This window comes from Bacillus sp. 3a, from assembly GCF_017161885.1.
In the GTDB taxonomy this organism is placed as follows: Bacteria; Bacillota; Bacilli; order Bacillales; family Bacillaceae; genus Bacillus; species Bacillus safensis.
In genome coordinates this window covers 2,593,462-2,616,722 of the sequence record NZ_CP067376.1, presented here as the reverse complement: position 1 = coordinate 2,616,722, position 23,261 = coordinate 2,593,462, and the positions used below count along the sequence as shown (strand labels likewise).

The window sequence follows — 23,261 nt, the reverse complement described above, 5'->3', positions numbered from 1 at the left end:
AAATGAATATCCATGAGTACCAAGGAAAAGAAATCCTAAGAAAATATGGGGTTTCAGTTCCAAATGGTAAAGTAGCATTTACACCTGATGAAGCAGTGAAAGCATCAGAAGAGCTAGGGAGCTCTGTATATGTCGTAAAAGCACAGATTCATGCAGGCGGCCGTGGTAAAGCAGGCGGGGTAAAAATTGCAAAAACGAAAGATGAAGTGAAAGGGTTTGCAGAGGAATTGCTCGGCAAGACACTTGTCACACATCAAACAGGGCCTGAAGGGCGCGAAATAAAACGCTTACTTATTGAAGAAGGCTGCGATATTCAAAAGGAATACTATGTTGGACTAGTTTTGGACAGAGCGACATCAAGAATTGTGTTGATGGCATCTGAAGAAGGCGGTACTGAAATTGAAGAAGTAGCAGAAAAAACGCCAGAAAAAATCGTCAAAGTGGTCATCGATCCAGCGATTGGTCTGCAAGGCTATCAGGCGAGAGAAGTGGCATTTAAAATTAATATTCCAACAAAATTAGTTGGCCAAGCTGTTAAGTTTATGACAAGCCTTTACAATGCGTTTATTGAAAAAGATTGTTCAATTGCTGAGATTAATCCACTTGTTGTAACAGGCGATGGAAAAGTCATGGCACTTGATGCAAAATTAAACTTTGATAGCAATGCCTTATATAGACAAAAAGATATATTAGAATACCGTGACCTTGATGAAGAGGATCCAAAAGAAATTGAAGCATCTAAATATGATTTAAGCTACATTTCTCTAGATGGAAATATTGGCTGTATGGTCAATGGAGCAGGTCTTGCGATGTCTACAATGGATATCATCAAGCATTACGGCGGGGACCCTGCAAACTTCCTAGATGTTGGCGGCGGTGCAACAGCTGAAAAAGTAACGGAAGCATTTAAAATCATCTTATCTGATCAAAATGTTAAAGGGATTTTCGTGAACATTTTTGGCGGCATCATGAAATGTGATGTGATTGCAGAAGGTGTTGTTGAAGCGACGAAACAAGTCGGCTTAACATTACCACTCGTTGTACGTCTTGAAGGAACAAACGTTGAATTAGGGAAGAAAATCCTGAGTGATTCAGGCTTAAATATCACTTCTGCTGAGTCTATGGCTGACGGGGCAGAAAAGATTGTATCTTTAGTCAAGTAGAGCAGAAAGGCAGGGAACCTAAATGAGTGTATTTATTAATAAAAATACGAGAGTAATTGTTCAGGGGATTACCGGTTCAACCGCATTGTTCCACACAAAACAAATGATTGAGTACGGAACAAATATTGTTGGTGGTGTCACACCTGGAAAAGGTGGAACTGAAGTAGAAGGAGTTCCTGTATTTAATACTGTATCTGAAGCAGTTCAGACTACTGGAGCGAACGCTTCTGTTATCTATGTACCAGCTCCATTTGCGGCAGATGCCATTTTAGAGGCTGTTGACGCAGAAGTTGATCTCGTCATTTGTATCACTGAACATATTCCAGTGCTTGACATGGTCAAAGTGAAGCGGTATATGGAAGGGAAAAAGACAAGACTAGTTGGACCAAACTGCCCAGGTGTCATCACACCTGAAGAATGTAAAATTGGTATCATGCCTGGCTACATTCATAAAAAAGGTCATGTGGGTGTTGTTTCTCGTTCTGGAACGCTTACATATGAAGCGGTACATCAGCTTTCAGAAGCTGGCGTTGGTCAATCGACAGCTGTAGGAATCGGGGGAGACCCGGTAAATGGGACAAACTTTATTGATGTGTTAAAAGCATTCAATGAAGACCCTGAAACACATGCTGTGATTATGATCGGTGAAATCGGCGGTACGGCTGAAGAAGAAGCAGCTGAATGGGTAAAAGCAAATATGACAAAACCAGTCGTTGGCTTTATTGGCGGTAAAACGGCGCCTCCAGGAAAACGTATGGGACATGCTGGTGCTATTATTTCTGGTGGTAAAGGCACAGCTGATGAAAAGGTAAAAACAATGCGTGAATGTGGAATTGAAGTGGCAGAAACACCATCTGTCATGGGAGAAACATTGATTAAAGTATTAAAAGAGAAGAATCTCTTCGAAGCTTGTAAAACGCATTAATGACACAAGAAGACTTGTTCTTTGACAAGTCTTCTTCTTTCTATCTTAAACAGGAGGAATGGTATGTACAACGTGTCCGAAAGAATGATTTTTCACCGCTTAAAAGGCCTCATCTCACCCTCATTATTAACAAAATGGTGGAAAGTCGATCCTGAGCTATATATAAATGAAGAAACACATCATTTTAAACAGGATCGAGCATTACAAACGATCGACTTTACCCGCTTAAAACAAGCTGAAGAAAATGAATTCCCCATGTTTCAACACATCGTTCAAGCCTATTTAAAGCAAAACGTTCACATGATTCCCATCACATCACCCTTATATCCCAGCACACTAAAAAATATTTATGATCCTCCCCCTGTGTTATTCCTAAAAGGAAACGTATCATATTTAAATGAAGAAAAAAGTTTAGGTGTAGTCGGCACAAGAGTTCCATCATCTTATGGAGATGCATGTGTGAAGAAAATTGTTGGTGAGCTTGTCAAGGAAGAGTGGATGATTGTCAGTGGTTTAGCTAAAGGAATCGATGGACTTGCACATAAAGAGTGCATCAGGAAAAAAGGAAAAACGATCGGCATTATAGCAGGCGGCTTTCAGCATGTATACCCAAAAGAACATGCACAAATGGCTCAATACATGGGCGAACATCATTTGCTTTTGTCAGAGCATCCGCCTTATGTCAAACCAGAAAAGTGGCATTTTCCAATGAGAAATCGTTTAATTAGTGCATTGACGAAAGGAACCATCGTGATTCAGTGCAAAGAAAAGAGCGGTTCTCTTATTACAGCCTATCAAGCGCTTGAGCAAGGCAAAGAAGTATTTGCGGTTGCCGGATCCATCTTTGATTCTAATTCCACAGGTCCGGCAAGACTCATTCAGCAGGGGGCAAAGCTTGTTCATTCCACAAAGGATATTTTAGAGGAATTCTCCTTCCACAGCGTTCAATATACTGAACCCTCATAAAATATCGTTTGACAAAAGACATCGGAATATTTAATAATAGTGAGGATTTAAGTTTACACTTTGTTTTTCGTGTTTATAATGATGTTCATCATAAAGAATTTTTAATGATTGCCTGTTAGATAGGTGCAATTAACATAAATATGAATTGTGAAATGTATAAAGAGAGAACACCTCTTAAGGGGGATTTTGAGTATGGCTGATTATTTAGTCATCGTTGAGTCGCCAGCAAAGGCGAAAACGATTGAACGTTATTTAGGAAAAAAGTATAAAGTAAAAGCTTCAATGGGACACGTAAGGGATTTACCGAAAAGTCAGCTCGGTGTTGACACTGAGCATGACTTCGAACCGAGGTATATTACGATTCGCGGAAAAGGCCCAGTTTTAAAAGAATTAAAAACAGCGGCGAAAAAAGCAAAAAAAGTCTATCTCGCAGCTGACCCCGATAGAGAGGGAGAAGCGATTGCTTGGCATTTAGCACACAGCCTTGACCTTGACCTCTCTTCTGACTGCCGCGTTGTTTTTAACGAGATTACAAAGGATGCGATTAAAGATTCCTTTAAGCATCCACGTATGATCAATATGGACCTAGTTGATGCGCAGCAGGCAAGACGGATCTTAGATCGTCTCGTTGGGTATAAAATCAGTCCGATTTTATGGAAGAAAGTGAAAAAGGGTTTAAGTGCCGGACGTGTTCAATCAGTTGCACTCCGCCTGATTATTGATCGCGAGAATGAAATTAATGAATTTAAACCAGAAGAATACTGGACAATTGATGGTACATTCCTTAAAGGAAAAGAAAGCTTCGAAGCGAGTTTCTTTGGCCTCAATGGCAAAAAACATCCATTGAAAACAAAAGAAGATGTAAAAGAAATCCTTTCGAAATTAAAGGGAAGCAAATTCACTGTAGAGAAAGTAACGAAAAAAGAGCGGAAACGTAATCCAGCTGTTCCGTTTACGACCTCTACTTTACAGCAGGAGGCTGCAAGAAAATTAAACTTCCGTGCGAAAAAGACAATGATGATTGCACAGCAATTATATGAAGGAATTGATCTTGGTAAAGAAGGTACAGTCGGTCTCATTACATATATGAGAACGGACTCAACGCGTATTTCCAATACAGCGATTGAAGAAGTATCTGCCTTCATTGATCAGACGTACGGCAAGAATTTCTTAAACACAACAAAACGAACAGCTAAAAAGAATGAAAATGCACAAGATGCTCACGAAGCCATCCGCCCGACTTCTACGTTAAGAAAACCGGCAGATGTCAAGCATGTGCTAAGCCGCGATCAGCTTCGTCTGTATAAATTGATTTGGGAACGATTCGTGGCAAGCCAAATGGCGCCGGCTGTTCTTGATACAATGAGTGTGGACCTTGATCATAACGGTCTTACTTTCCGTGCGAATGGCAGTAAAGTAAAATTCCCTGGGTTTATGAAGGTTTATGTGGAAGGAAAGGACGACCAGCTAGAGGAAAAGGACAAAATGCTTCCTGATCTGAAAGAAGGGGACACAGTTCTTTCAAAAGATATCGAACCTGAACAGCACTTCACACAGCCGCCTCCGCGTTACACTGAGGCAAGATTGGTCAAAACACTTGAAGAGCTCGGTATAGGCCGTCCATCTACGTATGCACCAACATTAGATACAATTCAAAAGCGCGGCTATGTCGCACTTGATAATAAACGATTTACTCCGACAGAGCTTGGAGAGATTGTACTCAACTTAATCATTGAATTCTTCCCTGAAATCATCAACGTTGAATTTACAGCGAAAATGGAAAAGGAACTTGATAGTGTTGAAGAAGGTACGATCGAATGGGTTCGTATTATCGACAGCTTCTATCAAGACTTTGCAAAACGGGTAGAAAAAGCTGAAGCAGAGATGCAAGAAGTTGAGATTGAGCCGGAATACGCAGGTGTTGATTGTGAAGAGTGCGGACATCCGATGGTGTACAAAATGGGTAGATACGGCAAGTTCATGGCGTGCTCTAACTTTCCTGACTGCCGCAACACAAAGCCAATTGTCAAAGATATCGGGGTCAAATGCCCGTCATGTCATGAAGGAAACATTGTTGAACGAAAATCGAAAAAACGCCGCATTTTTTACGGCTGTGATCGTTTTCCAGAGTGTGAATTCGTCTCTTGGGACAAACCAATTGAAAGAAAGTGTCCAAAATGCGAAAATATGCTTGTAGAGAAAAAGCTGAAAAAAGGCGTTCAAGTTCAATGTGTCAACTGTGATTATAAAGAGGAACAACAAAAATAGCGGTGAGCAGCCTTGTTCACCTGCTTTTTTATGTCATCAAACAGACCTTACGAAATAGGAGAGTTGTACAATGAGTCAATTTGTAAATGTGATCGGAGCCGGTTTAGCTGGAAGTGAAGCTGCATGGCAAATCGCTAAACGAGGGATTAAAGTCAATTTATATGAAATGAGACCTGTGAAACAAACGCCGGCTCACCACACAGATAAATTTGCGGAGCTTGTATGCAGCAACTCACTGCGTGCGAATGCTTTGACGAATGCAGTAGGTGTATTAAAGGAAGAAATGCGTCATTTAGATTCAGCTATTATCGCAGCAGCAGATGAAAGCTCAGTTCCTGCTGGCGGCGCGCTTGCAGTAGACCGTCATGAATTTGCAGCAAACGTGACTGACCGCGTGAAAAATCATCCGAATGTTACTGTCTTTCAAGAAGAGGTGCAGAGCATTCCAGAAGGTCCGACAATTATCGCGACTGGTCCGCTGACATCAGAAGCACTTTCAAAAGAATTAAAATCGTTAACAGGAGAAGAATATCTCTATTTCTACGATGCAGCAGCACCTATTCTAGAGAAAGACAGCATTGACATGGATAAGGTGTACTTGAAATCACGCTATGACAAAGGAGAAGCCGCTTATTTAAACTGTCCAATGACAGAAGAGGAATTCGATCGTTTTTATGAGGCGCTCATTTCTGCTGAAACTGTGCCATTAAAAGAATTTGAAAAAGAAATCTTCTTTGAAGGCTGTATGCCAATTGAAGTCATGGCGAAAAGAGGAAAGAAAACGATGCTGTTTGGTCCGATGAAGCCAGTAGGACTGGAAGATCCGAAAACAGGAAAAAGACCTTTCGCTGTTGTTCAATTAAGACAGGATGATGCAGCAGGTACTTTATATAACATCGTTGGCTTCCAGACACATCTGAAGTGGGGCGATCAAAAGGAAGTATTCCGTTTGATTCCAGGCCTTGAAGAAGCAGAGATTGTTCGTTACGGCGTGATGCACCGTAATACATTTATTAACTCGCCAAGTCTTTTAAGACCGACTTATCAGTTTAAAAATAGAGATGATCTATTCTTTGCCGGACAAATGACAGGCGTTGAAGGGTATGTCGAGTCCGCAGCGTCCGGACTTGTGGCTGGAATTAACGCCGCTCGTTTTGTCAAAGGAGAAGAGCTTGTGACACTTCCTGAGGAGACGGCGATTGGCAGTATGGCTCACTACATCACATCGACAAACAAGAAAAGCTTCCAGCCGATGAATGCGAACTTCGGTTTGCTGAAAGATCTAGGAGTTCGAATTAAAAACAAACAAGAACGTTATGCAGAGTACGCTAAGCGCGCAATCGAAACTATTCAAACTATTTCGAAATCTCTGTAGTAAAACATTGCACGGAAAGCAAGATATGTGATACCATTTAAAAGCCTTAAAGAGGTGTAAAAATGACGAATAAACAGCGTCTTGTCCACTTATTCATTGAATATCTGCAAATTGAAAAAAACTATTCAGCTTTAACGATCTCAGGATATACAGAAGCCATTGAAGAGTTTGTCAGATTTATGAACATTCAAGGAATAGACGGTTTTGAAGAGGTATCCTATCAAGATACGAGAATTTATTTAACAGAAGCTTATGAAAAAGGCCTGACAAGAAGAACGATTAGTAAGAAAGTCTCTGCGCTTCGCAGCTTTTATAAATTTTTATTAAGAGAACAGCTTGTGAAAGAAAATCCTTTTTTACTCGTTAGCTTACCAAAGCAGGATAAGCGGATTCCTTCATTTTTGTATGAAGAGGAACTAAAAGAGCTTTTTACAGTTTCTGATGTCAGCACACCGCTTGGGCAAAGAAATCAAGCCATTTTAGAACTTCTTTATGCAACAGGTATGAGGGTCAGTGAGTTATGTTCATTAAAAGAATCTGATCTTGATTTATCGATGGATACAGTGCTTGTTCATGGGAAAGGCAGCAAGCAACGGTATGTTCCTTTCGGGTCATATGCTCATGAAGCGCTCATTACTTATTTAGAGGATGGAAGGCAGAAGCTGAAATCTAAAGGGAAAGACCGTGCTGATACTCATGTGTTTTTGAATCAGCGCGGGACGCCTCTTACAGACCGAGGTGTACGATTCATTCTCACTGAATTAATGAAAAAGGCGTCAGGTACATTACATATCCATCCTCACATGTTAAGGCACACCTTTGCCACGCATCTCTTAAACGAGGGGGCGGATTTGAGAAGTGTTCAAGAACTTCTCGGTCATTCAAATTTATCATCTACACAGGTGTACACGCATGTATCAAAAGATTCTTTAAGAAACACGTACATGTCTCATCACCCAAGGGCTTTTAAACGATCCTAAAAGGAGGTTTTTTCATGTCATCATTTCATGCAACAACCATCTTTGCCGTTCAGCATAAAGGAAAAAGTGCAATGGCTGGCGACGGTCAAGTCACTTTCGGGCAGGCTGTCGTGATGAAACACACAGCAAAAAAAGTGCGCCGTCTTTTCGGAGGCAAGGTGCTTGCAGGTTTTGCAGGTTCAGTAGCCGATGCTTTTACACTCTTTGAAAAGTTTGAAACAAAGCTTGAAGAATATGGTGGTAATTTAAAGCGGGCAGCCGTAGAACTAGCGAAGGAATGGCGAAGTGACAAGATGCTAAGGCAGCTTGAGGCCATGCTCATCGTCATGAACAAAGAAAGCATCCTGCTTGTCTCTGGAACAGGAGAGGTCATCGAACCAGATGATGGGATTTTGGCCATTGGCTCAGGCGGCAACTATGCGCTTAGCGCCGGGAGAGCACTCAAAACCCATGCAGGTGATCATCTCTCAGCGAGAGAAATTGCAAAGGCCGCTCTTGAAACGGCCGGAGAAATCTGTGTCTACACGAACGATCAAATCACTTTAGAAGAGCTTGAATAGAAAGGACATGAGACGTATGGAGAAAAAGCCGTTCACCCCAAGAGAGATAGTTGAAAAGCTTGATCAATACATCATTGGTCAGCTTGATGCGAAAAAAGCAGTGGCGGTGGCTTTAAGAAACCGTTACAGAAGAAGTCTTTTGCATGATAAGCTAAAGGATGAAGTCGTTCCTAAAAACATTTTAATGATCGGTCCAACAGGTGTGGGGAAAACAGAAATTGCCCGCAGAATTGCTCGAATTTCTGGTGCGCCTTTTATTAAAGTGGAAGCGACGAAATTTACTGAAGTGGGTTATGTCGGCCGTGACGTAGAGTCCATGGTGAGAGATTTAGTTGAAACAGCGATTAGACTCGTCAAAGAAGAAAAGATGAAAGATGTTCAAGAGGAAGCAGAAAAACAAGCAAATAAACGTCTTGTTCATTTACTTGTTCCTGGCAAGAAAAAAAGCCAGTCTGTGAAAAATCCGTTTGAGATGCTGTTTGGCGGTTCTGATGAAGATGACCGTGATCGAGATCATTCAAATGAAGAAGTGGAACTCGAATCGACAAGAAAGCGAATCGCTCATCAGCTGGCGATGGGAGAACTTGAAGATCATTACGTTACGATTGAAGTAGAAGAACAGCAGCCTTCCATGTTTGATATGCTTCAAGGCTCGGGTATGGAGCAAATGGGTATGAACATGCAGGATGCGCTCGGCAATCTCATGCCTAAAAAGAAAAAACGCAGAAAGCTGACTGTCAGAGAAGCAAGAAAGGCGTTAACGGCTGAGGAAGCTTCAAAACTGATTGATATGGATGAAGTCAGTCAGGAAGCGGTCTACAAAGCAGAGCAGCAAGGAATTATTTTTATCGATGAAATCGACAAAATCGCCAAAAGCGGTGGTGCATCATCTGCAGATGTTTCTCGTGAAGGGGTTCAGCGTGATATTTTACCGATTGTAGAAGGTTCAACTGTGATGACGAAATATGGTGCCGTTAAAACTGATCATGTGCTGTTTGTTGCAGCAGGTGCATTTCATATGGCAAAGCCATCAGATTTGATTCCAGAGCTTCAGGGACGCTTCCCAATCCGTGTAGAATTAGATAAATTAAGTATAGAAGACTTTGTGAAAATCTTAACGGAACCAGATAATGCATTATTAAAGCAATATAAAGCTTTACTTGAAACAGAAGGTATATCTCTTGAATTTTCTGACGATGCTATTCATAAGATTGCCGAAGTGGCTTATCATGTCAATCAGGAGACAGATAACATCGGTGCAAGAAGGCTTCATACCATACTTGAGAAGCTGCTTGAAGAGCTTTCATTTGAGGCGCCTGATATTACGATGGAGACAGTGACCATTACACCTCAGTATGTCGAAGAGAAGCTAGGAAAGATTGCAAATAACAAAGATTTAAGTCAATTTATACTTTAACAAATGAATAAAGTAATCTAGGAGGATCATTATTATGGCGTTACTACAAAAAACAAGGATTATTAACTCAATGCTGCAAGATGCAGCGGGGAAACCAGTTAATTTCAAAGAAATGGCAGAAACACTGAGAGATGTCATTGATTCAAACATTTTCGTATTAAGCAGAAGGGGAAAGCTTCTTGGCTACTCCATTAATCAACAGATCGAAAATGCACGTATGAAAAAAATGCTTGAAGATCGTCAGTTCCCTGAAGAATATACAAAGAGTCTATTCAATGTCCCTGAAACGTCTTCAAACCTTGATATTAACAGTGAATATACAGCTTTCCCGATTGAAAACCGGGACTTATTCCAATCAGGTTTAACAACAATTGTTCCAATTATCGGCGGAGGAGATCGTTTAGGTACGTTAATCCTGTCCCGCTTACAAGATACATTCACAGATGATGATTTAATTCTTGCTGAATACGGGGCAACAGTTGTTGGAATGGAGATTCTTCGCGAGAAAGCAGAGGAAATCGAAGAAGAAGCAAGAAGTAAAGCGGTTGTTCAAATGGCGATTAGCTCTCTTTCCTACAGTGAGCTTGAAGCGATTGAGCACATTTTTGAAGAGCTGGATGGAAACGAAGGTCTTCTCGTTGCAAGTAAAATTGCAGACCGTGTAGGGATCACGCGCTCAGTGATCGTAAACGCCTTACGTAAGTTAGAAAGTGCAGGCGTGATTGAATCTCGTTCTCTTGGAATGAAGGGAACGTACATCAAAGTGTTAAACAACAAATTTTTAATTGAACTCGAAAATTTAAAATCTCATTAATCAAAAACCCTTTTTGGCCGAAATAAATGCTGAAAAGGGTTTTTTTATGTGAAAAAATGAGGATTTGTCCGAAAAATGTCACTCTTTTTTCCAAGAAACCCCTTACAAATCTGTAGTGCTTTGAATCTAGGTCTTTATACCTATTCGTAAAATAGATATATATTACGAGTTTTTTTTACATATACATCATAGACTTTAATCCTATTATTTCTTACAATGAACATATGGTTTTACAAATCTCGACATGATTAAATGGAATGAAATACATATGATTGGAGGTATATGGTTTTGGATATATTTTCTGGAACGATAAGCAACCTTGAGAATGCCTTGGGCAGAGCGAATGTTAAGCAAAAAGTCATAAGCAATAATATCGCAAATATAGACACACCGAACTACAAGTCGAAAAACGTCGCATTCCATGACATGCTAAATGATGCGTCAATCAAATTAGATGCCAAAAAAACATACCAAGGTCACATTGATTTTTCAAAAACAGGGTCCAATTATTCAGTTGTTTCGAGCAACCGTACTTCTTATCAAGAAAACGGAAATAATGTCGATATTGATCAAGAGATGAGTGAACTCGCTAAAAACCAAATTCAGTATAATGCGCTGGTGGAAAGAATGAGCGGGAAATTCAATTCTCTTAAAACAGTTTTGACAGGAGGTAAGTGATGTCGATTTTTTCAGGAGTGAACGCTTCGGCCTCAGCATTAACGGCACAGAGGCTCAGAATGGACGTTGTATCCTCAAACCTTGCAAATATGGATACAACAAGAGCTAAACAGGTTGATGGCAACTGGGAGCCTTATAGACGTAAGCTTGTCACATTACAGCCGTCAGGTGAATCGTTTTCATCTATATTGAACTCAAGTATGAATTCAAGCGGCAAATTAGGAAACGGCGTCAAAGTAACAAAGATTACTGAAGACGAAACTCCATTCAACCTTCAATATGATCCTACAAATCCCGATGCCAATGAAAATGGATATGTTCAAACACCAAATGTCGATCCATTAAAAGAAATGGTCGACCTCATCAGCAGCTCAAGATCATATGAAGCAAACGTGACTGCTCTAAATGCGAATAAAAGCATGCTGATGAAAGCTTTAGAAATAGGAAAGTAAGGTGAAAATAATTGGTTAATGCAATATCTCCTTTCCAGCTTCAAACTGCTCAGCAAGCAAGTGAATTGACGAATGCAACGCCCGTTCAGGCGGCTGCACCTAAAAGTCAAACGAATTTCTCTGATGTGCTGAAGAATTCCATTGAGGCATTAAATCAATCACAGCTGAAATCAGACCAGTATACAAATGCGCTTGCACAAGGAAAAGATGTCAATCTCGATGAAGTCATGATTGCCGCGCAAAAAGCGAGTGTTACACTCACAGCTGCAACAGAGTTTCGTAATAAAGCAGTCGAAGCGTACCAAGAGATTATGAGAATGCAGATGTAGGAGGTGCTGGTGGACAAAAAAAGACTGAATGGAATGACCGGGGGTTAAGATGAATCGTACTTTAATGCAATTAAGAACAAAAACAGTTGAGTTTTGGCGAAATCGATCAAAATTACAAAAAATACTCATGATTGGCGGCGTTGCTGCCCTAGCAATCATTATTACGGTTGTTAGCATCTTTGCTTCTTCTGAAAAAATGGTTCCGCTCTTTAGAGACTTGTCTGAGGCAGAAGCTGGACAAATCAAACAGGAACTAGATGGCAAAAACGTTAAATCGGAACTTGCAAACAATGGAACAACGATTCTCGTTCCAGAAAAGCAAGCAGATTCTTTAAAAGTAACACTTGCATCTGAAGGGCTCCCTAAGACAGGCAACATTGATTATTCCTTCTTTGCAAACAATTCAGGCTTCGGTTTAACAGATAATGAATTTGATGTTCTGAAAGTAGACGCAACTCAGACAGAACTATCCAATCTGATCAACACGATTGATGGGATTAAAGATTCAAAAGTGATGATTAACCTGCCAAAAGATTCCGTTTTTGTTGGAGAAGAGCAAAGTAATGCATCAGCATCCATTGTGCTGCAAGTTGAGCCAGGCTACACGCTCACACCGCAGCAAGTAAAAGGCCTTTATCATCTTATTTCAAAAAGTGTGCCGAATTTAAAAACAGAAAACATTGTCATTATGGACCAAGATTCCAACTACTACGACTTAAACACCAGCTCCGATTCCTATGCAAGTGGAATGGATGCACAGCAGCAGAAAAAAGAGGAAATTGAAAAGAATCTTCAAAGAAAAATTCAGCAGCTGCTCGGAACAATGATGGGTCAAGATAAAGTGGCTGTATCGGTCACAACAGACATTGATTTTACTGAAGAAAAAAGAAAAGAAGACCTTGTAGAACCTGTTGATAAAGAAAACATGCAGGGGATTGCTGTCAGCGCTGAAAAGATTGCTGAAACTTATTCAGGTAATGGCGCAGCAGCTGGAGGCACTGCTGGAACAGGTGACGATGATGTCACAAATTATCAAGGTGCCGATGGAGCGAATGGAAGCGGAGATTACGAAAAGAGCGAAGATCGTATCAATTATGAAGTCAACCGCATTCATAAAGATATCAAAGAAAGTCCTTATAAAATTAGAGATGTTGGCATTCAAGCATTGGTCGAACCACCAACTGCAAACGATGCAAACTCTTTAACAGCAGAAAGACAAGATGATATCAAAAAGATTCTTTCAACGATCATTAGCACATCGATTGATAAAGAATACACAAATGGTCAAGCGCTCACTCAAGCAGACTTAGATAACAAAATCGTTTTATCTGTATCAAAATTAGACGGTAAACAGCAAACTGCGGCAGATAACCCTTCAAACAATATTCCAATCTGGGTTTATATTGTAGGCGGTGTGCTCCTACTTGCAATTATCGCTCTTATCATTCTTCTTGTACGCAAGCGTAGAAAAGATGAGGAAGAAGAGTTTGAGTTTGATGAACGTACACCAATCGATGTTCCTGATATCGACACTGAACCAGAAACAGAAGAAATGGTGAGAAAAAATCAGCTTGAAAAAATGGCAAAAGAAAAACCAGAAGACTTTGCTAAATTGCTACGCAGCTGGCTGTCCGAGGATTAGGAGGAATACACATGTCGAGAAAAGATCCAAATCGACTAACAGGCAGACAAAAAGCAGCAATCCTAATGATTTCCTTAGGGCTAGACGTGTCAGCATCTGTATACAAACATCTGTCTGAAGACGAAATAGAAAAATTAACATTAGAAATTTCCAATGTACGAAGTGTAGATACTGCTAAAAAAGATGAAGTCATCGAAGAGTTTCACAGCATTGCCATCGCGCAGGACTACATATCGCAGGGCGGTCTTATGTACGCAAGACAAGTGCTTGAAAAAGCGCTTGGTGAGGATAAAGCGGACAGCATCTTAAACAGGCTGACATCCTCTCTTCAAGTGAAACCATTTGATTTTGCTCGAAAGGCTGAGCCAGAACAAATTTTAAACTTTATCCAGCATGAGCATCCACAAACGATTGCACTTATCCTTTCCTACCTGGATCCAGTGCAGGCTGGGCAAATTTTATCTGAGTTAGGCGAGGAAGTACAAACTGAGGTTGCGAGACGTATTGCCTTAATGGACCGCACATCTCCAGAGATCATCAATGAGGTGGAACGTATTCTTGAACAAAAGCTTTCTTCAACCTTTACGCAGGACTATACGCAAACGGGCGGAGTCGAAGCGGTTGTAGAAGTGCTAAATGGTGTAGACCGTGCTACTGAGAAGACCATTTTAGACACACTTGAAATTCAAGATCCAGAGCTTGCGGATGAAATTAAGAAACGTATGTTTGTCTTTGAAGATATTGTCACTCTTGACAGCAGAGCGATTCAGCGCGTCATCAGAGATGTTGAAAATGATGACTTATTGCTCGCACTCAAAGTGGCAAGCGAAGAGGTCAAAGAAATTGTCTTCCGCAACATGTCACAGCGGATGGTCGAAACATTCAAAGAAGAAATGGAGTTTATGGGGCCTGTCCGGCTTAGAGATGTCGAGGAAGCACAAACCCGTATTGTCAGCATCGTAAGACGACTTGAGGAAGCTGGAGAAATCGTCATAGCTCGAGGCGGAGGAGACGATATCATTGTCTAGGATTATCAAACATGAAACATCTGTTATTCCTGAACAAGGACGGCAAACGATTCCTTTACAGCAAGTAAACTTTAAAAGAGAACATCACGAAGAAGAGCTTGTCAATGAAACCGAAGCATCGCAGCTTGTACTCAGTGATGCAGAAGATCAAGCGAGCCGCATATTAGAACAAGCAAACAGTGAGCTGGAAAAAACAATGGCTGAAATCAATCAGCGCAGAACTGATTTTGAAGAAGAAAGAATGCAGCTCATTGAAGAAGCGAAACAAGCAGGTTATCAAGACGGCTTCCAAAAGGGCGAAGCAGATGCGAATTTGCAGTACCAAGCTATTCTTGATCAAGCAAATGACATCGTTCGTCTTGCAAGGCAGGACTACGAAGAAAAAATTGAAAGCTCTGTTGAGCAAATTGTGGAACTCGCTTTTGAACTCGCCAAACGCGTTTGGAATGCAGCTGAGGACACGAAAGATCCATTTTTGGCTCTTGTGAAGCAGGTCATTTCAGAAGTGAAAGAATATGATGATATTTCCATCTATGTTGACCCTGAACATTACGAGCATGTGATGGAATATAAAGACGAATTGATTAGAATCCTTCAAAAGGATACACACCTTGCCATTTACTCGGATGAAAAAGCGCCAAAAGGAACTTGTTACGTAGAAACAAGTTTTGGAAAAGTGGAAGCGAGTGTTGATACCCAAATGAATCAGTTGAAAGAAAAATTATTAGAAGTCATTGATTCAGGTGATCACAAATGAAAATGGATGTGCTAAAAGAAACGATTGAAACCGCTGATCCTTATAAACGATTTGGTAAAGTCAATCGAGTGGTTGGGCTGATGATTGAATCTAAGGGACCGGAGAGTTCGATCGGTGATGTATGTCTCATTCATAAAAAAGGGAGCAAGCACCATCCGATAAAAGCAGAGGTCGTAGGGTTTAGAGATGAAAACATTCTGCTCATGCCTTATGTAGAAGCATCCAATATTTCACCAGGAAGTCTTGTTGAAGCGACGGGTGAGTCGCTGAAGGTCAAAGTTGGGACTGGATTAATTGGTGAAGTCGTTGATGCCTTCGGTGATCCGCTTGATGGCAGTATGCTTCCAAAAGGACTTGCACCTGTTTCGACAGATCAGTCACCCCCAAATCCAATGGACAGGCCACCTATTCGAGAAAAGATGGGTGTCGGTGTTAGAGTCATTGACAGTCTGCTCACAGTTGGCACTGGTCAAAGGATCGGGATTTTTGCCGGAAGCGGTGTTGGAAAAAGTACCTTAATGGGGATGATTGCAAAGCAGACAGAAGCAGACCTGAATGTCATTGCTCTTGTTGGAGAGCGTGGCCGTGAAGTTCGTGAGTTTATTGAAAAGGATTTAGGTGCTGAAGGACTGAAGCGATCCATTGTTGTCGTTGCAACTTCTGACCAGCCTGCACTGACGAGACTGAAAGCTGCGTATACAGCAACAGCTATTGCGGAGTATTTCAGGGACAGAGGCAAAAATGTCATGTTCATGATGGATTCTGTTACAAGGGTCGCCATGGCGCAAAGGGAAATAGGACTCGCAACTGGCGAGCCGCCAACAACAAAAGGATATACACCTTCAGTGTTCGCTATACTGCCAAAATTGCTCGAACGAACTGGGACAAATCAGCTTGGTTCGATCACAGCGTTTTACACAGTGCTTGTTGATGGGGACGATATGAACGAGCCCATCGCTGATACAGTGAGGGGGATCCTGGATGGTCACATTGTACTTGATCGTGCTTTAGCCAACAAAGGACAATTTCCCGCTGTTAATATTTTGAAAAGTATCAGCCGTGTCATGAGCAATATCGCAAGTCATGATCACAAGGAAGCGGCTAACCGGTTCCGCCAGCTTTTATCCACTTATCAAAACGCTGAAGACCTCATTAATATTGGAGCATATAAAAAAGGCTCCTCCAAAGATATTGATGAGGCCATGCAGGCTTACCCTCACCTGATTTCTTTTTTGAAGCAGGATGTAGAAGAGGCTGTATCTATTGAAGACAGTGTGAGTTTATTGCTCAGTTTGATGAATAGAGAGGATTGACAAAAACAGTGAGATATCAATACAAATTTCAAAAGCTCTTAGAACTGAAAGAAAGTGAAAAAGACAAGTCACTCGCAGCATACCAACAATCCGTTTCGGCATTTGAGCAAGTTGCTGAAAAACTCTATGAAAATATGAGTAAAAAAGAGCTAATGGAAAAAAGCAAAGAAGAAAAGCTGAGAAGTGGAATGAGTGTTCAAGAAATGCGTCATTACCAGCAATTTGTGACCAACTTAGATAACACCATCCAGCATTATCAGCAGCTTGTGATCATGAAACGCCATCAAATGAATGAAAAACAATCTGATTTAACTGAAAAAAACATTGAGTTTAAAAAGTTTGAAAAAATGAAAGAAAAGCAATTTGAAAAGTTCTCCCTTGAACATAAGGCAATTGAAATGAAAGAAATGGATGATATCTCTATCAGCCAATTCATGTTTCAAGGACATTAGGAGTCGAGATGAATGCCTAAGAAGGAAAAAACGAAGGAATCAGGCGGCGGGAAATTTCAATGGATCTTGTTTATTGTCATCATCCCATTGATTGTGCTTGTGATTGTCACTGGCACGATCCTTTATATGGCAGGTTTTGATCTAAAAAAACCGCTCCAAAACATTCCGGTGATTAGCAGCTTAGTTGGTTCAGATGACACCTCAAAAACGTCATCTTCACCTAATGATCAAAGCGATGCAGAGTTGAAAGAACTGAAAAAGACCATTAAAGAGCAAAAAAATGAACTCGAAATTGCACAAAAAGATTTGAAAACAAGTGATGAAGAGATTAAAAGACTGAATCAAAAAATCAACTCACTTGAAAAAACATCTGAAAATGATGCAAAGAATACGTCAGCCAATGACAGTTCATCGAATAACAGCTCATCAAATAACACGTCAGATAATAACTCGGCAGGGACGTCCTCTGATGCAGCGGCATCCTCTAATCAGCAGACAAAAGGAAAGGTCGCCAGCATTTATGAAAGCATGGACCCAGGAAAATCCGCCAAAATTTTATCAGAATTAAGTGATAAAGAGGCGTTAAAAATTCTTGAAGAGTTGAGCAAAAATAAACTGACAGACATATTAGCAAAACTGACACCTCAGAAGGCAGCAACGTTTACAAAAGAGCTTGCCAAAAAAGAAGAAAGTGAAAATGGGGGTGGACAATAAGTGAAGCTATTGGATATTGGAGCCTTACAGCAATCTTCTCAAGGTCTTTCAGGGCTAAAAGGAGACGGCGCCGCATCTGCACGAGGTTTGTTTAAACAATTGCTTAGCGGAGCAGGCGCTCAAAGCGGTCCTGTTCATGCTGAGACAGCCGCTGCAGCCTCTCTTTCTATCAATGATGCGATGCAAATTGTTGAAAAATGGATGCAATCACCTGAAGAAGGAATGAGCGCAGACCTACTAAGTGCGCTTCAAACACTACAAGGTCAAACGCTTGAATCATCTGATCTCAAATCACTTGAAGAATTATTTCAAAAAATGGAATCTTCCATTTACGGTGATCAAGCGGAAAAGCCAGGTTCTGAACATAGTGAACAGCTCATACAAGTCCACTTCTTCATCTATCAATTGCTCAATCAACAGCCGCTCAGCTTTGATGCGAAACTTGTGCAGGATATTGAAGGAAAAGGTCAAGACTTTATCCACTTTCTTTCGAAAAACGGGGTAGATGAAAAACTCATTCAGCAAGTAAAAGAGCAGTTCTTCTCGCAGGGATCAACGCCAAAGCTGAATTCGATGACTCAAAGTGAGCTAAAGCACTTTAATCAGTTAATCGACCATATGATGGCGAATGCGAAAGGGTCTGACAAAGAGTGGAAAATTTCACTTGGAGAGTTGAAAGAACTAAACTCTCCAAAACAAGAATCTACACTCTCTTCTCCGGTAAAAGGGAATGCATCTCTTGAGTGGCTCATCAAAAAAGAAGTCGTTAAAGGACAAAGCGCTGCTGCACCAGCTTCTGAAAAAATAATGACCCATACACTTTTGCCAGGTCATAAGCAGTTTTTCCAACTGCAGTCAGCGGCTCCTGTTCAGCAGACACAAACGACTGATGAGAAGCCGGGAACAGTTGATCAGCAAATTCTAAACACGTGGAAGCAAATGAAATTCACGCCGTTTGGCAATTCAAGCGGACGCTTTACCGTTCGATTAAATCCAGAAAATCTTGGATTCATTACCATTCAGCTAACGAAGCAAAACGGTATGTATGCTAGTAAAATTACAGCCTCGACGCAAGCAGCGAAAGAGCTGTTAGAGCATCATCTGCCGCAGCTCAAGCAGGCGCTTCCGAATATGTCGGTTCAAGTGGACCGTTTCCATATACCGCTTCAATCAAATGAGCAGCCGTTATTTGGACAGTTTAGTGAAGAAAACAAGCAGCAGCAGCCAAAAGGACAGAATTTCCAGCAGACTGATGAACAGGAAGCAGAATTTCAAGATGTACTGGACGCTCTTGTTGGGTCAGATGAAGAAGAGGAGGAGATCTAATGGCAACAGTTGATGCTACGAATAGAACAGCCGCACAAGCAGACACTTCTTCAAAAGCAGAAAAGAAAACAGATACGCTTGGCAAAGATCAATTCTTGAAAATTTTGCTCACGCAGCTTCAAAACCAAGATCCGACAAATCCGCTTGATGACCGTGAGTTTGTCACGCAGCTTGCGACATTTTCATCTTTAGAACAGCAAACCAATATGAACGATTCGATCACCAAGCTGAATCAGCTCATGTCTACATTTGTTGCACACCAAGATCCGTTTACGACGTATGTAGGCTGGATTGGTAAAGAAGTATCGGGCAAATTGGATGATAAAGAGATATCGGGCACTGTGAAGTCTGTTAAAAACATAGACAATGAATACTTACTTGTTTTAGAAGATGGAACGAAAATCAGCCCTTGGGATGTTACAGCAGTTGGAGAAAAAACGAAGTAATTCGAGGAGGAAAATAAATGTTACGCTCACTTTACTCAGGAATTAGCGGAATGAAAAACTTCCAAACAAAATTAGATGTGGTAGCCAACAACGTAGCCAACGTCAATACACACGGATACAAAAAAAGCCGTATCACATTTAAAGATATGGTCAGCCAAACCATTTCAAGCTCAGGTGGACCGACGAACAACTCTGGTTCAATAAACTCAAAACAAGTTGGTTTAGGATCATCTTTATCTTCTATTGATAAAATCATGAAACCAGGCTCTTCTCAAAATACAGACGAACCATATGATTTCTATATTAATGGAGATGGATTTTTCCGTATTCAAAAGCAAGGTGAAATCCTATTTACAAGAACAGGGAACTTCAAACCTGATTCAAATGGGGATTTGGCAACACCTGATGGAAACTATCTACTTGGCATGGATGGGCAAAGAATCAACATTCCAAGCGACAATGTGTCAAGTGTCAGTGTTGGGCCGGATGGGACCGTTTCTGTTGTTGAGAACAACGTTTCTCGTACTGTTGGGCAAATATCACTTGTGTCATTCAGTAATGCAGGAGGATTAGATAAGATTGGGGATAACCTATACCGCCAAACGCTCAGTTCCGGTGCGCCAAGTAATGCCATCGCTCCTGGAAGTCAAGGAACAGGTGAACTTCAAACAGGGAAACTTGAAATGTCAAACGTTGATTTAACAGACGAGTTTACCGAAATGATTATCGCGCAGCGTGGATTCCAATCGAATGCAAAGACGATCACAACATCTGATGAAATTCTGCAAGAGCTTGTGAATCTGAAACGATAGGAGGTAGGGGGAGCGGATGCTCGCTTCTCTGCTTAATATGATTGAAGTGACAAGATTAAATGGCAAAGGATTTATGCTGAACGCTCTCCATATCGAGCAAATCGAAAGCTTTCCAGACACGACCATTACTTTGGCCAATGGAAAGAAATTCGTTGTGAAAGAAGATGAAGAGCAGCTTCAAGAGAAAATCATTTCATTCTACAGAAAAATCCAAGTCATTTCATTGAATCAAGGAATAGAGGAGTTTGAATGAAGAAGAAATTAGTCGTAGTAATGCTAATCATGATTATTGCCATCGTCGGAATTGGAGCAGGCATCTTTTTTCTGCTGAATGGGTCAGACGAAGCAAAAGCCGAAAAAGAGCCAACAGCAGATGAAGTTGTAAAAGCTTCTGTTGAAATTCCTGAGATTATCACCAATTTAAAATCTGAAGGAAATGCTGTCAAACTTGTCCTGAATATTGAAACGGACTCTGAAAAAGCAAAATCAGAGCTTGAAAAAAGAAGTTTCCAAGTAAAAGATGCTGTAATCGACATTTTATCAGATACGAATGCAGATGAACTTGATGGCAAAAAAGGCAGAGAACATTTTAAAACACAAGTCAAAAACAAAGTGAATAACTATTTGCAAGATGGCAAGGTGAAAGAAGTATATATAACCTCCTTTAATCTGCAATAGAGGCGATTAATTGACACGATGGAGGTGAAGAAATGTCAGGAGAAGTGCTTTCCCAGAATGAGATCGACGCACTATTATCCGCCATCTCAACAGGCGAAATGGATGCAGAAGAGCTGAAAAAAGAAGAAACGACGAAAAAAGTGAAGGTGTATGACTTTAAACGTGCACTGCGCTTTTCAAAAGACCAGATTCGAAGTTTAACAAGGATTCATGATAACTTCGCTAGACTGCTCACCACTCATTTTTCAGCGCAGCTAAGATCATATATTCAAATTACTGTCAGCTCGGTTGACCAAGTACCATACGAAGAGTTTATTCGTTCGATTCCTAATATGACATTATTAAACTTATTTTATGTCAGCCCGCTTGAAGGAAGAATCATGCTTGAAGTAAACCCAACAATCGGCTATGCGATGATGGACAGGCTGATGGGCGGGATTGGCATTAGTCATAATAAGACAGAATCACTTACAGAAATTGAAACAAAGATTATCTCAAACATGTTTGAGGGAGCTTTGGAAAATTACAGAGAAGCGTGGCAGTCCATAACCGACATCGAGCCTGAAATGGCAGATTTCGAGGTAAATCCCCAGTTTGTTCAAATGGTGTCACCAAACGAAACAGTTGTCGTCATTTCGCTTAATACACAAATTGGCGAGGTAAGCGGGGTTATTAACCTATGTATTCCTCACGTTGTATTAGAGCCTATTATTCCGAAGCTGTCTGTACACTACTGGATGCAGTCTGAACGAAATGAACCAAAACAGCAAGAAACAAAGGCCATTGAAAAACGGATTATGAAGGCAAAAATACCGGTAGTCGCAGAGCTGGGACAATCGGAAATGACAGTGGAAGAGTTTTTGAATTTGGAAATTGGTGATTGTATTGCCTTGGACAAACCAGTAAATGCGCCTCTTACTGTTATGGTCGGAAATAAACCGAAATTCTTGGGACAGGCCGGCCGCGTGAATCGGAAACAGGCGATTCAAATTCTAGATCACGACATAAGAGGTGAAGAAGATGGAGAATAACGGAAGTAAATTATCACAAGACGAAATCGATGCGCTCCTTAAAGGAGGCAGCAATGACGATATAGAGCCTGATACAATCCTTTCTGCAATGGAGCAAGATGCCATTGGAGAAATCGGAAATATTTCATTTGGCAGCTCTGCAACAGCACTTTCAACCCTATTAAATCAAAAAGTGGAGATTACAACTCCAACTGTTACAGTAATTCAAAAAAGTATGCTGAATGAGGAATTTCCTCATCCGTATGTCGCTATTGAAGTGAATTATACGGAAGGTTTCAGCGCAAGTAACCTGCTTGTCGTCCAGCAAACAGATGCAGCAGTTATTGCGGACTTAATGATGGGCGGAGACGGGACAAATGCTGACCCTTCTTTAAGTGAGATTCACTTAAGTGCAGTACAAGAAGCAATGAACCAAATGATGGGTTCTGCTGCGACATCCATGTCGACTGTCTTTAATAAAAAGATTGATATTTCTCCGCCGCGCGTCGAATTACTTGATGTGAAAGAAGGAGAAGGGACAGACCGCATTCCAGCTGAAGAAATGCTTGTCAAAGTATCCTTCAGATTAAAAATAGGTGAACTCATCGATTCAAATATTATGCAGCTTTATCCTATTACATTTGCGAAGGATTTAATTGCAGAATTAACAGATCCTGCGCAAGAAGAAGAGCCGGTTCAAGAAGAAATGAGTGCACCTGAACCTCAGCCGGTAGCTCCGCAAACGCAGTCTGCCCCAGCGCAGCAAGCAGCACCGCCGAAAAGACAGGCGAAGCCAAAGCCGGCAGCACCTGTAAATGTGGCGCCGGTTGAATTTGAATCGTTCAGTGAGCCTCAGCATACAACAAGCCAGCTTGGAAACCTTGATATGTTGATGGACATTCCGCTTTCCATTACGGTGGAACTTGGAAGAACTCAGCGCAGTGTGAAAGAAGTTCTTGAGCTTTCAGCTGGAAGTATCATTGAACTGGACAAACTTGCTGGTGAGCCAGTAGACATTCTAGTGAACAAACGAATCGTCGCCAAAGGGGAAGTCGTTGTCATTGATGAGAACTTTGGTGTTCGTGTGACTGATATTTTAAGTCAGTCAGAAAGACTTTCTAATTTAAAATAAACAAACATATAGGGAGAGAATAAG

At 41.0% G+C, this 23,261-nt stretch carries 25 protein-coding genes; all 25 read left to right on the top strand.

Annotation, left to right across the window (positions count from 1 at the left end; genetic code table 11):
• Positions 1–2: 2 nt before the first annotated feature.
• The 25 genes from sucC (at position 3) to fliY (ending at position 23,237) form a co-directional block, all read left to right on the top strand.
• Complete coding sequence (gene sucC, locus JJ692_RS13265) at positions 3–1,163, top strand: ADP-forming succinate--CoA ligase subunit beta (RefSeq protein ID WP_024426972.1); 1,161 nt, start codon at positions 3–5, stop codon at positions 1,161–1,163.
• Between the two features lie 22 nt (positions 1,164–1,185).
• On the top strand, positions 1,186–2,088 hold the full coding sequence (sucD, locus tag JJ692_RS13260; RefSeq protein WP_007499624.1) for a succinate--CoA ligase subunit alpha: 903 nt from the start codon (positions 1,186–1,188) through the stop codon (positions 2,086–2,088).
• Between the two features lie 63 nt (positions 2,089–2,151).
• A complete protein-coding gene (gene dprA / locus JJ692_RS13255) occupies positions 2,152–3,054 on the top strand; it encodes a DNA-processing protein DprA (RefSeq protein WP_073205168.1) in 903 nt (300 codons plus the stop codon).
• A 192-nt stretch (positions 3,055–3,246) separates the two neighbouring features.
• A complete protein-coding gene (gene topA, locus JJ692_RS13250) occupies positions 3,247–5,322 on the top strand; it encodes a type I DNA topoisomerase (RefSeq protein ID WP_044330667.1) in 2,076 nt (691 codons plus the stop codon).
• Positions 5,323–5,392: 70 nt separating this feature from the next.
• Positions 5,393–6,697, top strand: a complete 1,305-nt coding sequence (gene trmFO / locus JJ692_RS13245) for an FADH(2)-oxidizing methylenetetrahydrofolate--tRNA-(uracil(54)-C(5))-methyltransferase TrmFO (RefSeq protein WP_073205170.1) — start codon at positions 5,393–5,395, stop codon at positions 6,695–6,697.
• A 62-nt stretch (positions 6,698–6,759) separates the two neighbouring features.
• The gene (gene xerC, locus JJ692_RS13240) at positions 6,760–7,677 is read left to right on the top strand and encodes a tyrosine recombinase XerC (RefSeq protein WP_024424182.1); all 918 of its coding nucleotides are present in this window, start codon (positions 6,760–6,762) and stop codon (positions 7,675–7,677) included.
• A gap of 14 nt (positions 7,678–7,691) precedes the next feature.
• On the top strand, positions 7,692–8,237 hold the full coding sequence (gene hslV, locus JJ692_RS13235; RefSeq protein WP_024424181.1) for an ATP-dependent protease subunit HslV: 546 nt from the start codon (positions 7,692–7,694) through the stop codon (positions 8,235–8,237).
• A gap of 16 nt (positions 8,238–8,253) precedes the next feature.
• Positions 8,254–9,654 carry an ATP-dependent protease ATPase subunit HslU gene (gene hslU, locus JJ692_RS13230; RefSeq protein WP_024424180.1) on the top strand — a complete coding sequence of 467 codons (1,401 nt, stop codon included), beginning with the start codon at positions 8,254–8,256 and terminating at the stop codon, positions 9,652–9,654.
• A 34-nt stretch (positions 9,655–9,688) separates the two neighbouring features.
• The gene (codY, locus tag JJ692_RS13225) at positions 9,689–10,468 is read left to right on the top strand and encodes a GTP-sensing pleiotropic transcriptional regulator CodY (RefSeq protein ID WP_007499612.1); all 780 of its coding nucleotides are present in this window, start codon (positions 9,689–9,691) and stop codon (positions 10,466–10,468) included.
• 288 nt (positions 10,469–10,756) lie between these two features.
• On the top strand, positions 10,757–11,146 hold the full coding sequence (gene flgB / locus JJ692_RS13220; RefSeq protein WP_012009952.1) for a flagellar basal body rod protein FlgB: 390 nt from the start codon (positions 10,757–10,759) through the stop codon (positions 11,144–11,146).
• Positions 11,146–11,598, top strand: coding sequence for a flagellar basal body rod protein FlgC (gene flgC, locus JJ692_RS13215; RefSeq protein WP_024424179.1), 453 nt, complete (start codon positions 11,146–11,148; stop codon positions 11,596–11,598). Before flgB ends, flgC begins: the two co-directional genes overlap by 1 nt.
• 11 nt (positions 11,599–11,609) lie before the next feature.
• Positions 11,610–11,927, top strand: coding sequence for a flagellar hook-basal body complex protein FliE (gene fliE / locus JJ692_RS13210; protein ID WP_025092577.1), 318 nt, complete (start codon positions 11,610–11,612; stop codon positions 11,925–11,927).
• 49 nt (positions 11,928–11,976) lie between these two features.
• Positions 11,977–13,569, top strand: coding sequence for a flagellar basal-body MS-ring/collar protein FliF (gene fliF / locus JJ692_RS13205; protein ID WP_073205172.1), 1,593 nt, complete (start codon positions 11,977–11,979; stop codon positions 13,567–13,569).
• Positions 13,570–13,580: 11 nt separating this feature from the next.
• Positions 13,581–14,597, top strand: coding sequence for a flagellar motor switch protein FliG (gene fliG / locus JJ692_RS13200; protein WP_024424176.1), 1,017 nt, complete (start codon positions 13,581–13,583; stop codon positions 14,595–14,597).
• Positions 14,590–15,354: a flagellar assembly protein FliH gene (fliH, locus tag JJ692_RS13195; RefSeq protein WP_122631395.1), complete on the top strand. Its 765-nt coding sequence runs from the start codon at positions 14,590–14,592 to the stop codon at positions 15,352–15,354. Before fliG ends, fliH begins: the two co-directional genes overlap by 8 nt.
• Complete coding sequence (gene fliI, locus JJ692_RS13190) at positions 15,351–16,667, top strand: flagellar protein export ATPase FliI (protein WP_024424174.1); 1,317 nt, start codon at positions 15,351–15,353, stop codon at positions 16,665–16,667. Before fliH ends, fliI begins: the two co-directional genes overlap by 4 nt.
• Positions 16,668–16,675: 8 nt before the next feature.
• Positions 16,676–17,119 carry a flagellar export protein FliJ gene (gene fliJ / locus JJ692_RS13185; protein ID WP_024424173.1) on the top strand — a complete coding sequence of 148 codons (444 nt, stop codon included), beginning with the start codon at positions 16,676–16,678 and terminating at the stop codon, positions 17,117–17,119.
• A 12-nt stretch (positions 17,120–17,131) separates the two neighbouring features.
• Positions 17,132–17,833 carry a MotE family protein gene (locus JJ692_RS13180; protein ID WP_025092579.1) on the top strand — a complete coding sequence of 234 codons (702 nt, stop codon included), beginning with the start codon at positions 17,132–17,134 and terminating at the stop codon, positions 17,831–17,833.
• A complete protein-coding gene (locus JJ692_RS13175) occupies positions 17,834–19,159 on the top strand; it encodes a flagellar hook-length control protein FliK (protein ID WP_206533870.1) in 1,326 nt (441 codons plus the stop codon). It begins immediately after the preceding gene.
• Positions 19,159–19,605: a flagellar hook assembly protein FlgD gene (flgD, locus tag JJ692_RS13170; RefSeq protein ID WP_024426978.1), complete on the top strand. Its 447-nt coding sequence runs from the start codon at positions 19,159–19,161 to the stop codon at positions 19,603–19,605. The genes JJ692_RS13175 and flgD overlap by 1 nt, the downstream gene beginning before the upstream one ends.
• 17 nt (positions 19,606–19,622) lie before the next feature.
• A complete protein-coding gene (gene flgG, locus JJ692_RS13165; protein WP_073205183.1) occupies positions 19,623–20,417 on the top strand; it encodes a flagellar basal body rod protein FlgG in 795 nt (264 codons plus the stop codon).
• 37 nt (positions 20,418–20,454) lie between these two features.
• Positions 20,455–20,670, top strand: coding sequence for a swarming motility protein SwrD (swrD, locus tag JJ692_RS13160; RefSeq protein ID WP_008344794.1), 216 nt, complete (start codon positions 20,455–20,457; stop codon positions 20,668–20,670).
• Positions 20,667–21,095 (top strand): flagellar basal body-associated protein FliL, encoded by a 429-nt coding sequence (gene fliL, locus JJ692_RS13155; protein ID WP_024424168.1) that lies wholly within the window; start codon positions 20,667–20,669, stop codon positions 21,093–21,095. The genes swrD and fliL overlap by 4 nt, the downstream gene beginning before the upstream one ends.
• A gap of 32 nt (positions 21,096–21,127) precedes the next feature.
• Complete coding sequence (gene fliM, locus JJ692_RS13150) at positions 21,128–22,126, top strand: flagellar motor switch protein FliM (RefSeq protein WP_024424167.1); 999 nt, start codon at positions 21,128–21,130, stop codon at positions 22,124–22,126.
• Positions 22,116–23,237 (top strand): flagellar motor switch phosphatase FliY, encoded by a 1,122-nt coding sequence (fliY, locus tag JJ692_RS13145; protein ID WP_122631393.1) that lies wholly within the window; start codon positions 22,116–22,118, stop codon positions 23,235–23,237. Before fliM ends, fliY begins: the two co-directional genes overlap by 11 nt.
• Positions 23,238–23,261 lie beyond the last annotated feature (24 nt).